Genomic DNA, 15,466 nt, shown 5'->3' with positions numbered 1-15,466 from the left:
GCAGCGGCGTTATGGCTTTGGATCGTCACCTGTGGCTCATTGCGTCATCGCGCCGATGCTTCGGTCACCGACGTCATGCTGGATGCCTCGCCCGCCGCGATGTCTTCGAGCGAGCGCCCGCGCGTCGGCACGCCCATCACGACGACGGCAATTGCGCCAAGCAGCAGGACGACGGTCGTCACGCCGAACACGCCTGCGAAGCCGAAGACCGGATAGAGATAGCCGACGAGAATCGGCGAGACGATCGCACCGATGCGCCCGATTGCGGATGCCGTTCCCGCGCCGGTCGTGCGCACCGCGGTCGGGAAGACTTCGGCCGTGTAGGCATAGACACCGGCATAAGTGCCGTTCATGAAGAACGACAGAAGAATGCCCGCGACCATGATCTGGCCGTTCGTGTTCGCGAACGCCATGCCGAGCGCGCAAGCGCAGCCGCACAACATGTACGATGCGATCGTCGCCTGCCGGCCAATGCGTTCGTTGAACCATGCCGCGCTGAAGTAGCCGGGCACTTGCGCGACGTACATCGCCAGCGAATACCCGAAGCTGCGCGTGATGCTCATGCCGTGCTGCACGAGCAGGCCGGGAATCCAGGTAAAGAACGCGTAATAGCTGAAGGTGATGGAGAGCCACATGAGCCACGTCATCACCGTGATGCGCGCCTGGCGGCCCGCCCACAGTGCGCGGAAGTTGGCGATCAGGGTGCCCGTTTCAGCCGATGGCTCGCCGCTCGGCGTCGCCGCTTCCGCACGCGGCAATTCGATGCCGCGCCGCGTGAAGTCCGCTTCGATATGGCCGAGCACGCGCTCGGCTTCATCGCGACGCTTGCGGCTCTCGAGCCAGCGCGGCGATTCGGGCAGCGAACGCCGCCACCACAAGAGCATCACGACCGGCAGCGCGGTGATGAACAGCACCGTGCGCCAGCCGTCAGGAAACGCGGGCACGATGAAATAGCCGAGCAGCGCCGCCGCCACGAAACCGAACGAAAAGAAGCCCGCGAGTGCGCCGGTGAACACTCCGCGATAACGCTTCGCCACGAACTCCGCGAGATACGGTGCGATGATCGCGCTCTCCGCACCCGTTCCCATGCCCGCGACGATGCGAGAGGCGAGGAACGTGGGCCATGTATCGGTCATCGCGCTGACGATGGAAGCAATGCTGTAAAGCAGCAGCGCATACATCATCACCTTGCGCCGGCCGATCAGATCGCCGAGCGTGCCCGCGAACAGCGCGCCGAAGAAGTAGCCGATGAAATTGCCGCTGCCGAGCACGCCGGTCTGCACGCTCGTGAGCGCCCAGTCGTGTCGCAGCACGGGCAGCACGAAGGCGACCGCGGCGGCATCCATCGCGTCGAAGGCATAGCCCAGGCCGCCCATCATCAACAGGCGCCAGTGAAAGCGTCCAAAAGGAAGACGTTCGATGCGCGCGGATACGTTCGACACAGGATTCTCCAGAGCAGAGCGAGGCACATGGTTTAGCTCGCCATTCTACGAGCCGTCCCACGTCAACCATATTTATAATCGTGATCCCGCACATTGATCCGGTGAATGGCTTTCCATGAGCTTTCGAACTCTCGATCTGAACCTGCTGAAGGTGTTCGAAGCGTTGATGACCGAAGGCGCGGTCACGCGCGCCGCGACGAAGCTATCGCTCACGCAACCCGCCGTCAGCAACGCGTTGAGCCGCTTGCGCGAGGCCTTCGGCGATCCGCTTTTCGTTCGTCACGGCGCGGGCGTCACGCCGACGCAACGCGCCATGGCGCTGTGGGGACCTATTGGCGAATCGCTGAGCCGTATCCGTGGCGCGCTGGACGAGCAGACCTTCCTGCCAGCGTTCGCCGAAGTCAACTTCAGCCTGTCCATGTCCGACTATGTCGCGGGCATCGTGATGCCACGCCTCACTACGCGCTTCAGCAAGACCGCGCCCGGGGTGCGCTTTCATACCGTGCCGAACATCCTGCTCGATGCGCCTGCGCTGCTCGAAGGCAATCGCGTGGACTATCTGATTGGCGTGTATGTGAACGAGACGCTGCCGCCATCGCATATCCGATCGCTTTCGTTGTGGCCCGTCGAGTACGGCTGCGTGATGCGCCGCGATCATCCGCTCGCCGCAACGGGCAGGCTGACGACGCGGCGCTTTCTCAACGCGCGTCATGTCGATGTGAGCCTCGCCGGGCAGACGCAACCTTCGTTCGACAGCTTCCTCGCATCGCGTGGATTGAAGCGCAACCTCGTCGCGACGGTGAACCACTACACGGTCGCGTGCGACATGATCCGCGCGAGCGATCTCATCGGCCTGTTGCCGAGCGATCTATGCAAGCGGCTTGCGCCGAAGGGCGAACTCGTCAGTGTGCGCGCGCCGCTCGAAGCGCCCGATCGCGTGATTAGCCTCTTCTGGCATCAGCGCAATGAAACATCGCCCGCGCACATGTGGCTGCGCGAGCAACTCGTCGAGATGTTCGCGTCGCCCGGACTCGTCGCCAGCGGCAATGAAGGCGCTCGTGCGAAGGGCAAACGCTTGGGGCGTATGTCATCGCGTTGAGTCAAGTGTCCGCACAGCAGTGTCTAACGGAGCGATCGATTCAGAACGGTGAGCGAAATCGCCCCTTTATGAATGATTGAATTCTGGAGCGTGCCATGTCGGGAAGCAAGACGAAGGGAAACAAGTCAGCAGCGTCGAACTGAAGACGCAGGACAACCGTATCTGAGGCTCGCAGTCTGTCGGACCGACGAACACCACTGGGCAGTTTCCTCCCTTAGGGCTTGTACGATCGGCGATGCATCGCATCCGTAAAAGCGCGCTTCGTAGAGGCCGTCGAACGCCGAGATGAGTCGTCGCAACAACTGCATGCGCTGGCCACGCTGTTCTTCGCTCTCCAGCAAATCGAGGCGAATTCAGGAACATACGGTGGCTCCTGGAAACGAGATCCTAGGACGGATGTCGAAGCGACCGCTCGATACGAATGCCGTGCCGCTTCATCTTTGCGTAAAGCGCGGGCTTCGACACGCGTAGCAACTTCGCGCACGTCGTGACATTGAAGCGACATGCTTCGAGCGCATTCTCGATCGCGATGCGCTCGGCCTCCTGAAGCGACACTGGCTCGTGACGTGACGCGTTGCGCGTGTCACTGCCTGGCTGCGCGTTCATCGTGCTGCGAAAACGGCGATACATCCGCAATGCAATCGCCTTCATTCAAATTCACCATCTTCTCGACAAGGTTTTCCAGCTCGCGCACGTTACCGGGCCAACCGTGAACTTCGAGCTGTTGCAGCGCATGCTTCGAGAGCGATGGCGTCGGCTTGTGCATCCGCGTGCAGTATCGTTCGAGGAAGAATGCCGCCACGTCTGCATCGATCGCGATGAGCGTGGCGAGTCGCGGCAGTATCGGCGTATCCAGATCGACAACTGCGGCACAGCGGCCGCGAAGAAGCCAGGCGTGTTCGAATTGACGAGCGATACCGTGGCCGCCTCAAGAGAGATACGCAGGCAAGGCCGTCGGGCCTGCGGCGTCACATGCGTGACCGCGCTTGCGGGCCTCGTCCACGCATGACGCTTATTCCGAGCCACATCAGATAAAGCGCGCCGGCGAGCCTGAGACCGATGACGAGCCATGGCGATGGGTCAACCAAGGCTGTTCAGGCCGCAAACCGAAGTTGCCGACAGCACATGCGTTCATCCAGACAGGCAGGCTCAGTTGAAATAGTCTTATCGCTGCAAACCGGCGCAACACGCAGGGAGTCTTTCGATGATCCTATCGTCAGATCGCGTGCATGTTGCCCGTCGCCAGCACCGGTCCCGTGGGTGCGCCAGTCGGCGAGCCGCCCGGTGGCTCTTCCGACACAGCCAATACAGCCTGTTCACTGAAGTGAGCGATCGTCTCGGTCGAAAGCGTCAGCGTCGCGGGGCGATCTGAAGGAAAGACACCAAGGGCGATGGGCTTCGCGTGCGGCGGGACGAGCCATAGTTCGGTCGCCCGATCTGCGCGGATCGCCGCAGGCGTCGTAGGCGTGACGACCAGGCGAGCGCGTTGCAAATCGATGGTCGCGCTCCATTGCACGGAGCCGTCCGTACGTGCGATCGTCGACACCAGGTATCCGTGTGAAGCAGTTGACGTCGTCGGGGCTCGCGGTACTTGCTGCGTCAGCGTGACGACCGCGCCCAGCAAGACGAGCGCCGCGACGCTCGTGCCAACGGTGAGCCAGCGCCAGACCCGCAGGCTGTCCCAGAATGGCCTCTGCCTGGCCGCGCTTGGCTGCCCTCCTGCGAAACCGAGATCACTGCGAATGCGCGTCCATACACGCTCAGGCGGCGCAATCGGCCGGGTATCTTCCGAGAGCGGCGCGAGCCGTCGCTGCCACGCATCCAGCGTGTTTTGCAGCGCCAGGTCGCGCGACGCATCGAGTTCCAGCGCGGCGCGTTCCTGCGCATCGAGCACGCCAAGCGCGTATTCCGCACAACGTAGGTCGTCGTCGTTAGAGGCGGGCGTATTCATCGTGCGAGGCAGGCCTTGAGTTGCATCAAGCTGCGGCGGATCCAGCTTTTCATCGTGCCAAGCGGCACGGCGAGGCGCTGTGCCAGTTCGTTATACGTCGCGCCGGTGAAGAACGCCTCGCGAATAGCCTTCTTCTGTTGTGGCTCGAGTAGATCCAGGCAGTCTTCGAGCCGCCGCCGTTCCTCGCTCGATTGCGCCACGACCGCTGGCGTCGGAGACTCGTCGGCGACTTCAGCGGCGTCGTATTCAGTGAACAGTTCGTCGCGATGCTGCCGCAAGCGGTCGATCGTGCGGTTGCGACCGACAGTGAGGAGCCAGGTGACGGCGCTGCCGCGCGCCGGGTCGAAGGAATCCGCACGGCGCCACGCTGTAACGTAGACCTCCTGGAGGATGTCCTCGGCTTCGCCTCGGTCATGGATCATGCGCACGATTACACCAAAGACGCGCGCGGAGGTCGCGCGATACAGTTCGGCGAAAGCTCGCTGGTCGCCTGTCGCCGCACTTAGGAGCATTCGGTTCAAGCGTTCCCGACGCTGGACTTCGACGTCGTCCTGGAAGTAGGCGTCGGGGTCTTCGGCGCTGCCTGAGGTCGTGTCCGTCATCGGCAAGTTGCGTAGGGGTTCGTTTTAGCTCGTATGACGCGCAATATAGCACTGCGCCTTATCAGTATCTCTTGCGACTGCAAAGATATAGTTCTCTCGGACGACCGCGGACATCGGCGCAGTTTGGCCATACCTTCGGCTCATTGACGCGCGCCGCGATCGAGGTCACTCCGCGTGGACGCTTGAGCCGAATGGGCCAGGATGCCGCTGAAAGCGCCCGGATCCCGCATGTCCACGAGAATTCGTTGAGTCGACCGACAGGAAACGAGCGCCGAGCACTCTCGCGATCCTCAGTCGACGGATGCATATCACCGTTAAGCGAAAGCGCTACTCATGTGAAGCGTGCCATTCACACCCGCTGGGAAGAACCCGCCCTGCGAGACTGCGCCCTTGTTCAAATAGACTATGTTGAGTACATCGTCGTAACTACGACTGAAAGCAATGCCGTTGTTATCTAGCGGAACGATATTCGAGACCTGAGTATTCGCGCCCCCAATGCCCTGGTCCACGTCACTAGACGAATCCAGCGAATCACGCGCATCGGAGATCGCTTGCGTTGCGGTCACGAGGCTTGGCGTCTGCATCCCTTTTGAGTAAAGAACGGTTCTGACAAGCCCTGCGTGATAGGCCTCGGCAGCAAGAATACCGGCAGCAGCTTCCAGGTAGGTCTTATTGGTGATGAGCGGTGACGCGCCCTTATATGCGGTCACCCCGACATCTTCAAAGATGAAAGCCCCCAAAAGGAAATTATTGTCGTTGAGATATGGATTGAACGCGATTCCAGCTGGCGCAAGACCGGCTGCTTGCGCCGCGACGGAGAATGCACCGTTGGGGTCGGTTCCGCCCACATCAAGCGAAGGCATGGCGACTGCAGAGCCGCCCAGCGCGCTGCGCAAGAAGGCCACATGTTCAAGTTCATCTTTGGCGATCTCCCGAGCGTAGGCGGCCACGACGGGGTCCGAGAAAGGGACCTGCTGGCCAGGAACAACCTTACCTGGAGTTCCGGTTCCGCTTACCAGGTTCGAAGGAAGGCCGGCCCCGGTCGTCGCATACGCATAAAAGGTCGCCTCCAGATACTCGAGGTTCAACGCAAAGTTTAGGATCTCAGCGTCGGTCGGCCCAGTCGCCGCCTGTGCGCTGTCTCCCGAACCACCGCCGCATGCGCCAAGGATCGTGCCGCCCACTAGCCCGAGCCCCAAGCCGCCGGCACTACGAAAGAATTGGCGGCGTTTTTCACGGCGCTCGACGCGCCGGTCAAGTACATCGGTCAGTGCAGATTTGTCAGGCATGTCCGTCTCCCTGGAGTTACGTTGGAGGTGCCGGTTCGGGCAATTTGCGCGTAGCCCGACGCACCAGGAACAGGAAAGCAGCGCGGGCCGCTCTCGGTCACTGATACGGAAACGTTTCGAGGACGGATTCAGTGGGTAACGAATGGTTACACAATCGCGTGCGTTGCGAAGCGCGATGTATGACGCTGCAGAAGAGCACGATTGGGAGCAGCAACTCGATTACGTGGCAAAAATGACATCCCATCGAGTTGGGGGTGGAGGAACTCGTTTAAGCTTCGAGCCAATCCTTTGACGATAACCACAGGATGTTCAACGTCCGAGAAAGGCCGAATCAGGAAGTCGCCGCGTGTGCCCGTGGCCCTCTTGGGCGTTGATTGCGAGTTTGACGTTGGGATCAAATTGATCTCGGTACTCATCGATCATCGCTCGCAATCCATCGGCCCCTGGCGGATGCTTTCATGCGCCGATAATCTCCGCGCACGCTGCGGGCGCCAAGAATCCTCGCGGCTGGAATATACGGACTGTTAGTCCCGTATTGCGGGGCTGTCGAATCACCGAATAACGCACCGTCTCGGGCAGCGTCCAAGCGCTAATCAGGAATTCGTGAACGGTCACTGGTCGTCCAATCACGACGACGGTTCGGTCTCGGTGCTCTGCAGCATATCGTGAGACTTCTCATGCCTCGCAGCTATGAAACGCGGCGTTCGAAGCGTCACGAAGGAGACTCCCAATCGGTTTCCATGCAACCTCGTCCTTCAAAGACTTAGTGATAGGCAATGCGCGGTCGCTTTGCTGGCGCCGTCGTGCCAAACAGCTTCGCTCTCGCTGTAGACGTCTCCTCCTGAGCCGCTTGCTGCCTATCCCAACAGGCCGAACTGCTCCCCGCGTCACCGGGCTTTGTCTGTCACGGCGTGGCAGCACCCTTCTCCATCGAGCGAGGCTCAAATGGTCTCGTCAGAGTATTTTGGAACGCGGCAACCCGCCAGACCCCGGACTCCTTGACGAACACTCTAAGGCTTAGCTCCTGGTGCGCGGGCAGAGTCTGTCCGTCGGAATTTACGAGCCCCCTCAACTCGTTGGTCACGTGCACAAGAGCGACGTCTGGTCGAATGAACCTGATGGCTACGGCCCGAGTATCGAGTGATGCATTCCTTGCCCTTGTGCTCAAAATGGCAGCCAACTCCTTCTTGATCGCTTCCCGCCCCTTTGCGACGTCGCCGCGAACGCTGACGAAGTCGGCATCGTCGGTGTACATCCGGGTGGCAGCCTCCGCATCGTGGCTGTTGAAGCCCCGAGTCATTTCGGAAACCACGCTATTTATCGCCGACTCGTCCTGAAGGTGACCTGTGCTGGACGTGCCGTATTGCGAGCAGCCGATACTGAAACTGATCGCCGCAACTGCTATCAAGGATGCGGACCACTTCTGAATATGTCTCACGTTTCCTCCTCGATCGAATGGTGCGCCACTGAAGCGCTAGTCACCGCCGCCACCGCGCCGGCCGCCTGTCCCACGCCGATGATCGACACGTCCGATGGCTGCAGCCCCGCCTTATGCAGGATGTAGTTTACGGCGATATGCGTGCTCGAACCGGGCGCGCTCACGCCGATGCGCAGACCCTTCAGGTCCTTGGGCGACTTCACGTCCGACCCGCGCTTCTGGGACACGCCGAAGATCCAGCCCGGGCATATCACCTGCGCGGCCACCACGACGAGGTGCTGGCCCTTCGTGGCCATCGTGATCGTATTGGAATAGGCGCCCGCCACCATGTCGGAGCCGCCGCCCAGCAACGCCTCGAGCGTCTTCGAGCCGCCGGAGAATGCGGCGATGGTGACATCGAGACCTTCGTCCTTGAAATAACCGCGCTGCTTCGCGACGAGCATCGGCAGATAGGTGATGCCTGTCGACGCGGCCGCCGCGCCGAACAGGATGGCGTCCGCCTTGCGCGCGACATCGAGCGTCCGCTCCGGAAGCGGCGCACCATGCGCCTGAATGCCGGCCTCACCGATAGGCGCCTCCTGAGTCTCCGCCTGCGGCGCCACTACTTGCAGCGCCTTGAGCGCCTGCGCCACGACTTCGGGACCGATACCATCACCGGGCATGACTGCTATCTTCATCTGACCTCCTCCAGGTTGTTGTTGAAATTACGCGCGTCAATATCCGTTGACACGGTCACGCTCGAACGCATCGATGCGGTCGCGATGCGAAAGCGTGCAATCGATCTCGTCCATGCCGCGCAGCAGGCACTCCTTCGCGAACGGCTCCAGTTCGAAGCCATGCGAGACGCCATCGGGGAGGCTGACGGTCTGTGCGGGCAGATCGATCGAGATGCTGCTGCCCGCGTTGACGGACAAGTGTTCCAGCAGCGGTAGCACCACCGTCTCCGGCAGCACGATGGGCAGCAGTCCGTTCTTCAGGCAGTTGATGAAGGAGATGTCGCCGAAGCTCGGAGCGATCACCGCGCGGATGCCGTAGTCATACAGTGCCCGGACAGCGTGTTCCCGCGATGAGCCGCAACCAAAGTTGTGGTTCGCCACCACGATGCGCGACGTGCGAAACGGCGCCTGATTGAGCACGAAGTCGGGCCTTTCCGCGCCATCTGGCCCGAAGCGCAGCGCGCGAAACAGGAACTGGCCGAAGTCGTCGGAGCGCGGTTTCTGCAGGAAACGCGCGGGCAGAATCTGGTCGGTATCGCAGTTGATGGCGACGATCGGGACCGCGATTGCATCGAGATGAGTCGGGCTCTCCATCTTCACGCTCCCAGGAGACGGCGCACGTCGGTCAGCCGTCCTGTCACGGCAGCGGCAGCCGGCATGGCGGGGCTCCTCAGATGCGTGCGTACGCCGGGCCCCTGCCGTCCAACGAAATTTCGATTGGACGTCGATGCGCATCGCTGCCCCGGCGCGGCGATGTCGCCGTTCGTGGCAAGGCACATCGAGCAGCCGGGAAAACGCCACTGGAAGCCGGCTTCGCGGAACACGCGGTCCAGCCCTTCCGCCTCGGCTTGCGCCCGCACCTCATGCGAGCCGGGCACCACCCACGCCTCGACGCCGGATGCGATGCGGCGTCCCCGCGCGACCTCGGCCGCGCTACGCATGTCCTCGATGCGCCCGTTCGTGCACGAGCCGATGAACACCCGGTCGATGGCCACGCCTTCCAGCGCCTCGTTGGGAGCCAGCCCCATGTAGTCGAGCGCGCTCGACATGGCCGCCCGAAGATCTGGATCCGGCTGCATCGCGGGATCGGGCACGCGCCGGTCGATGGCGCACGCGTGTTCCGGCGTGGTGCCCCAGGTCACCATCGCGGCGATGCCCGCCACGTCGATATGCACTTCACGATTGAAACGCGCGCCTGGGTCGATGAATAGCGTGCGCCAGTCCTCCATCGCGCGGTCCCACTGTTCGCCTTCGGGGGCGTACGGACGCCCCGCGAGGTACGCGACAGTGGTCTCGTCCGGCGCGATCATGCCGGCACGCGCGCCGGCTTCGATGGTCATGTTGCATAGCGTGAGCCGTCCTTCCATCAACAGGCCGGCGATTGCGGAGCCGGCGTACTCGATCACGTGGCCCGCAGCGCCCGCCACACCGATGTGCGCGATGACCGCGAGGATCAGGTCTTTGGCGGTGACGCCTTTGCCCAACGTGCCATCGAGGGTGACGCGCATATTGCTCGATTTGCGTTGCCATAGGCATTGCGTGGCGAGGACATGCGCCACCTCGGTCGCGCCGATGCCGAACGCGAGCGCGCCCATCGCTCCGTGCGTCGACGTGTGGCTGTCCGCGCACACGTCGATCATGCCGGCCAGACTCAATCCCTGCTCGGGACCGACCACATGGACGATGCCGCGATGGGAATCGTCCATGTCGAACAAGGTGATGCGCGACTCGGCGGCATCGCGCTGCAGCGCCAGGATCATCGAGCGCCGCTCGGGATCGGTCACGGCCGACAGGCCGTTCGCCGCGCTGGACACGTAGTGGTCGGCGGTGCAGAAGATGCGCTCGGGCGAGCGCGGCGTGAGTCCGCGCTGGCGCAGCATGTCGAAGGACTGCGCGGTGACGTCGTGGATGAAATGCCGATCGATGAACAGGAGGTCCTGTCCGTCATCGCGTGACATGACGCGGTGACTGTTCCAGATCTTGTCGTAAAGCGTCTGCGGGCCGGCAGGTCCGTGTTCGGGTTGCATCGCTTCGTCTCGCTCCGTCAATGCGCCGCTCGCGAAGGCACGCCTTCGTTCGGCGAGTCAATGTTGTGCGAGCATGATGCGCCCGACGAGACGCTTTGTACGTGCTATTTGGGAAAGGCACCATCGTCATTCGCGATGATGCGAAATGGTGCTGGTGTCGATGCCTGAGGCGGTTTCGTTACGGGTATCGGGGGGTTGTTAGGACGGTCATTGCTCGACGGTGCACGCCGTGGCATCGTGCCTTTGCGGGAGAAACGAATGCGCTAACGCGGCGAGAGGAGCGCTTGAGCTCATCGTCGATCACGCGATCCGCGCCGGTGCCATCAGCGCCGTAACCGCTAAAATTGCAGATTTGGCCCGGAATACGAACATGTCTTTTGCCTCGCTTGGCCTGCTCGATCCATTACTGCGTACCCTGCAGGACCTCACTTACCAGACGCCTACACCGGTGCAGGCCAAGGCGATTCCTGCCGTGCTAAGTGGCAGGGACGTCATGGCTGCGGCTCAGACCGGCACTGGCAAAACGGCGGGTTTTGCGCTGCCGCTGTTGCAACGGCTGGTGCAAGACGGCCCGTCGGTGTCCAGCAACCGCGTGCGTGTTCTGGTGCTGGTGCCCACGCGTGAACTGGCTGAACAAGTGCTGCAAAGCTTTGTCGATTACGGCAAAGGCCTCGATGTGCGATTAATGGCCGCCTACGGCGGTGTGAGTATCAACCCGCAGATGATGAAGTTGCGCAAAGGCGTGGATGTGCTCGTTGCCACGCCGGGCCGTTTGCTGGATCTCAATCGCCAGAACGCAGTGCAGTTCGATCAAGTACAAACGCTGGTGCTGGATGAAGCCGACCGTATGCTGGATCTGGGTTTTGCGCGCGAACTCAACGCCGTCTTTGCTGCCTTGCCCGCAAGGCGCCAGACCTTGCTGTTCTCCGCGACGTTCACCGATGACATCCGCGCCATGGCGGCGAGCATTCTGCGCAACCCGGTCCATATCAGCGTCAGCCCGCCCAATGCAACGGCCAGCAATATCGAGCATTGGGTGGTGACCGTTGATAAAAGAAACAAGCCCGACCTCTTCATGCACCTCGTGGCTGCAAACAACTGGGAGCACGCGCTGGTCTTCGTCAAAACCCGCAAAGGCGCGGATTACCTGGCGGCCATGTTAGATGAAGCGGGCTATGCGGTCGACACCATCCACGGCGACAAACCGCAACCCGCGCGGTTGCGTGCGCTGGAGCGCTTCAAGACAGGCGAAGTAGATATGCTGGTGGCCACCGATGTGGCTGCCCGCGGGCTGGATATCGACAGTTTGCCGTTGGTGATCAACGTTGATTTGCCGATCGTGGCGCATGACTATGTGCACCGTATTGGCCGTACCGGCCGAGCGGGCGCCAGCGGCGTGGCGGTGTCGCTCGTGTGTGCCGATGAGGCGCCACAGCTGGCCGCGATTGAAGCGCTGATTCGGCAAATGCTGCCACGCGAGGAAGAGCCGGGTTTTGAAGCAGAACACCGCGTGCCGCAAACCAGCGCGACGGGCCAGATTATCAAGAAACCTAAAAAGGCCAAGAAGCCCAAAGTGCTGCAAGCGACCTCTGGCGCCATGCAGATGCCTACCAAAAAGCCGCGCCCGCAAAGTGGCTTAAACAAACGCAAGCCTGCAGTGGAGCGCGTTGTGGCCGCGAGTGAAGGCCCAAGCCTGTCCAGCACTAATCCGTTCGAGGTGAAAAAGCTACGCAGCAAGGGCGCCAGCAATTCAGCGACCGGTGCACGTAAGCCGGCTGACAAATTCACTGGTGGCCCGAGCAAACGCAAACCCTGATTTGCGGGATGAGTGACGCCGGCCATCGAACAGATGGAGGTTTGCGACACGCTGGCGGGCAACGGCGCGGACCCGGCGTGCATCACATCGGCGGGACACGATGCAATGAGGTGGTCTCTGGCGAGGAAGTCCGCTTTTCACACGAACGCCGTCATTAGATCCCGCTTATCTCGAACCACCGCTTTGGGTCGTGAGTGTAAGTTCGCTCATGCAGGCAAGTGCGGTCCTTCCGCACGACGCCGCCAACGTCAGCATTCCGCCGGGCTGCTGGCGTTGAACGGGGACCGGCTTCAATGCACATTCGCCGCGACGGCCGCGCTGCCGACGAGCGCGGCGGTACAGAAACAATTGATGTTCGCTGGCTATCAGCGCCGGGTGGCTTTCAAGCCACGAAACGGCACTGAGAGGCTGGCGTGCGGGTGTCCATGTTGCGTCCCCGGTTCAGGTGATCGTCGATTTCCGCCGCGCATCCGAGCATGCGGGGATAAAGGAAGATCGTGAACGCGGCGCTCTCGAGATCGCGCTCGGTCAATTCGCCACGTTGAAGCGGCTGCCACAACATCTTCAGCAGCAGGGCCGCGATCACCGCATCGATGTTGACACAGTACACGTTGCGGGACACGCCGGCATCGAACAACGCCTGTACGACTTCGCGATAGAACGCATGGAACACGTTGTAGTCCCCGCGCTTCTCGCACAAGTTCGCGATGAACACCTCGCGGGGGTCGTGATTGACGGGCCTGTCCTTGAACACCGGATGATTGACGCCCGGGAGCTTCGCGATGTCGAGGCTACCCGCGCTTTTCTGCCGTGCCTTGTACTGCGCGTAACGCTCGACCGCGCGCTCGGCCAGCGCGCGCAGGTCCACGCCATGTGCAGGGTCGGCCGGATCGTCGAGGCCGCTGTTCCGGAACGCTTCGATCAGGAACGCGACGCCTTCATACCCGTTGCCGCCATGCGTATAGCCGGTATGCGAAAGAAAGCCGACCAGGGCCTTGTTGAGTTGCACGCGCTCGGGGCTTTCCGGCCCGTCGGCCGAGACGGCGCCCTTTGCACCCTGCGCCGAGATGGCTCCTGGACCGTTGGTGAGCAGGAGACCGACGAGCGTCTTGAAGGCGAAAAGATCGTCGCGGCCGGGTTCGAAATCGAGCAATGCGGCGAAACAAACCTCGGTGAGGCTGCGTTCACCCAAGAGCGATTCCGTGGTGAAGCCGCAGAAGCCTTCCGGTGCGTGACGAGATGCGTCCGCCGAAGCGCCGATCAGACGTCCGAACAGCATCGTCCACCAGGGCAAGCTCTCTGCGGTCACGCGCGACACACGCTTGCGCATGAGCGGACCCCACGCCAACGTGGTCGTGATCGCGGCGAGCACGGCATCCGCCGTCGGGTGCGCCGGCTGCGACGCCAGCCAGCGGATCAGCACCGACCTGGCTTCACGCTTCGCAAGTCCCGCGAGCATCGCTTCGGCGCGCGGATCGCGGGCATCTGCGAAGAGCGACTCGCAGCCGGCGGTGTCGATCTGGCGGATATCGAAGCTTTCATCGAGCGCGTTGGTGAGGCCCGCAGCCGCGAAGCGATCGATCAGCCATTTCGCGGCATCGCGCGCCGCGCGCTGACGATTCGGCCCGACGATCGATGCCGCAGCCGCCAGAATCGCGTTGGGGGCATTGCCCGCCTCGCGCGCCGCCTGGGCCGCGACGAGTTCCGGCGTGCCATGCAGATTGACCGATGCCGCAATCGCTACGTTGATCAGCCTCTCGTCGTTCTCGCCGCCGGATTCGTGCAGCAAGGCAAGGTTCACGTTCGCTTCGAGGGAGCGCGTCGCGGCGTCGAGCATCGAGGTTCCGTGCAGGCTGCTGACTTGCGTTTTCGCGTCCATTTGCGACGCGCCCGATGCGTCCTTGAGCGTCTGGCGCGGCGCAATCGCCCCGATCTGGCTGTTGACCTGCACGACTTGCTCGTCATACGGAGCGACCGCGCCGACCACGGGAATTGCAAGATCAGACGGCAACTCGATACCCTGATCGGAGCCAAACCACGGCTTGAGCGCGAGGCTGCCTTCGGGCTCGAAGTCGGGCATCGTCGCGTTGGCGCGCATGACGGCGGTCAGCGCCGCCGGGATATGCGCAATGTTCGTGACGACCGCGCCCTTGGCCGAGCAGCATGGATCGTCGGGGCTGAAGAGCCGGTCGACACCGAACTTCTCCATGAACCAGCGTTCCTTCGCTTGTGCGTCATCGGAACCGCCGGCCATCGCGCCAGCATGACCGACCGCGCGCGTCAGCCGGCTCTTCCACCGCCCCACCACGCAGGCAACCACCGGTTTGGTAAAGGTCGCATCGGCTTCATAGTAGCCGCCCGGTTCGCAATAGAGCACGGCGGCCTTGCTGCGCGCATCGTTGGCGAGCGCGAATGCGAATTCCGCCGCGGCGTAGTGGATGTAGACGTCCTTGCCGCTCGAAATGACGGTCGACGTGCCCCAGCCGCTCATGCGCAGATATTGTGCGATCGTCGTGCTGAAACCACCGGAGTTGGAGAAGATAGCGATCGAACCCTTGCGCAGGGAATCGTCCGGATTGTCGCCGCCGAGCGCTCCGCCGATTCTCACTCGATTCCACGAGTCAGCAACGCCCAGTCCGTTCGCCCCGAAGATGTCGATGCCCGCTTGCTGACCCATCGCGCGGATTTCGCGGGCGTCATGCACGGCGATCTTCTCGGTGATGATGAAAATCTTCTTGAGGTCGGGATTGACGCGAATCAGTTCGGCGACGCCGTCACGGGCAGCCGATGGCGGCAGATACACCACGCCGCAGTTGAAGCGGTGCCCTGCCTCCAGCCCTTCGCGGACGTTGTTGTACACCGGAATATCGCCGGCCGATGTGGAGAGCGTTTGCCCGCCCTTCCCCGGTGACGTGCCGAAGACGATATTGCCGCCCGAGAAGGCATGACTGACGGGTGTCACATCCGAAGACTCACCGCCGAGGATATTGAGCACGCACACGCGATCGTCGCGCGTGGCGATCTGCGCAAGCGAGTTCACGCCGACGAAGTACTTGAACGGGTTGCTGTGTTGTTTATGCATGTCG

The 15,466-nt window shown here is 62.2% G+C and carries 13 protein-coding genes; 2 read left to right on the top strand and 11 right to left on the bottom strand.

The genetic code is table 11. The annotated features are described in order from the left end of the window. Positions 1-44: 44 nt before the first annotated feature. Positions 45-1,442 carry an MFS transporter gene (locus AB6804_RS07445; protein WP_370885911.1) on the bottom strand — a complete coding sequence of 466 codons (1,398 nt, stop codon included), beginning with the start codon at positions 1,440-1,442 and terminating at the stop codon, positions 45-47. Positions 1,443-1,557: 115 nt separating this feature from the next. Between AB6804_RS07445 and AB6804_RS07440 the strand changes: the two genes are divergently transcribed. Further along, on the top strand, positions 1,558-2,541 hold the full coding sequence (locus AB6804_RS07440; protein WP_370885910.1) for a LysR family transcriptional regulator: 984 nt from the start codon (positions 1,558-1,560) through the stop codon (positions 2,539-2,541). A gap of 387 nt (positions 2,542-2,928) precedes the next feature. Here the strand turns inward: AB6804_RS07440 and AB6804_RS07435 are convergent, their stop codons facing one another. From AB6804_RS07435 to leuC, 9 genes are all read right to left on the bottom strand, one after another. Next, entirely contained in the window at positions 2,929-3,147 is a 219-nt protein-coding gene (locus AB6804_RS07435; protein ID WP_370885950.1) for a helix-turn-helix domain-containing protein, read from the bottom strand. Next, a complete protein-coding gene (locus tag AB6804_RS07430; protein ID WP_370885956.1) occupies positions 3,125-3,343 on the bottom strand; it encodes a hypothetical protein in 219 nt (72 codons plus the stop codon). The genes AB6804_RS07435 and AB6804_RS07430 overlap by 23 nt, the downstream gene beginning before the upstream one ends. A gap of 414 nt (positions 3,344-3,757) precedes the next feature. Beyond that, positions 3,758-4,492 carry an anti-sigma factor domain-containing protein gene (locus AB6804_RS07425; RefSeq protein WP_370885909.1) on the bottom strand — a complete coding sequence of 245 codons (735 nt, stop codon included), beginning with the start codon at positions 4,490-4,492 and terminating at the stop codon, positions 3,758-3,760. After that, positions 4,489-5,094, bottom strand: a complete 606-nt coding sequence (locus tag AB6804_RS07420; protein WP_370885908.1) for a sigma-70 family RNA polymerase sigma factor — start codon at positions 5,092-5,094, stop codon at positions 4,489-4,491. Before AB6804_RS07420 ends, AB6804_RS07425 begins: the two co-directional genes overlap by 4 nt. 314 nt (positions 5,095-5,408) lie before the next feature. Next, on the bottom strand, positions 5,409-6,383 hold the full coding sequence (locus AB6804_RS07415; protein WP_370885907.1) for a ferritin-like domain-containing protein: 975 nt from the start codon (positions 6,381-6,383) through the stop codon (positions 5,409-5,411). 904 nt (positions 6,384-7,287) lie between these two features. Next, positions 7,288-7,821, bottom strand: coding sequence for an SgcJ/EcaC family oxidoreductase (locus AB6804_RS07410; RefSeq protein ID WP_370885906.1), 534 nt, complete (start codon positions 7,819-7,821; stop codon positions 7,288-7,290). Continuing rightward, a complete protein-coding gene (locus AB6804_RS07405) occupies positions 7,818-8,498 on the bottom strand; it encodes an isocitrate/isopropylmalate family dehydrogenase (protein ID WP_370885905.1) in 681 nt (226 codons plus the stop codon). Before AB6804_RS07405 ends, AB6804_RS07410 begins: the two co-directional genes overlap by 4 nt. A gap of 36 nt (positions 8,499-8,534) precedes the next feature. Next, complete coding sequence (gene leuD, locus AB6804_RS07400) at positions 8,535-9,131, bottom strand: 3-isopropylmalate dehydratase small subunit (protein ID WP_370885904.1); 597 nt, start codon at positions 9,129-9,131, stop codon at positions 8,535-8,537. 2 nt (positions 9,132-9,133) lie between these two features. Further along, on the bottom strand, positions 9,134-10,564 hold the full coding sequence (gene leuC, locus AB6804_RS07395) for a 3-isopropylmalate dehydratase large subunit (RefSeq protein WP_370885903.1): 1,431 nt from the start codon (positions 10,562-10,564) through the stop codon (positions 9,134-9,136). A gap of 370 nt (positions 10,565-10,934) precedes the next feature. Between leuC and AB6804_RS07390 the strand changes: the two genes are divergently transcribed. Beyond that, complete coding sequence (locus AB6804_RS07390) at positions 10,935-12,380, top strand: DEAD/DEAH box helicase (RefSeq protein ID WP_370885902.1); 1,446 nt, start codon at positions 10,935-10,937, stop codon at positions 12,378-12,380. Between the two features lie 382 nt (positions 12,381-12,762). Here the strand turns inward: AB6804_RS07390 and AB6804_RS07385 are convergent, their stop codons facing one another. Further along, complete coding sequence (locus tag AB6804_RS07385; protein WP_370885901.1) at positions 12,763-15,462, bottom strand: CoA-binding protein; 2,700 nt, start codon at positions 15,460-15,462, stop codon at positions 12,763-12,765. Positions 15,463-15,466: the final 4 nt, after the last annotated feature.

Origin of the sequence: Caballeronia sp. RCC_10, from assembly GCF_041360715.1 — a bacterium.
Taxonomy (GTDB): domain Bacteria; phylum Pseudomonadota; class Gammaproteobacteria; order Burkholderiales; family Burkholderiaceae; genus Caballeronia; species Caballeronia grimmiae.
The sequence above is the reverse complement of the archived record's forward strand: the minus strand, read 5'-3'. Positions and strand labels throughout refer to the sequence as shown.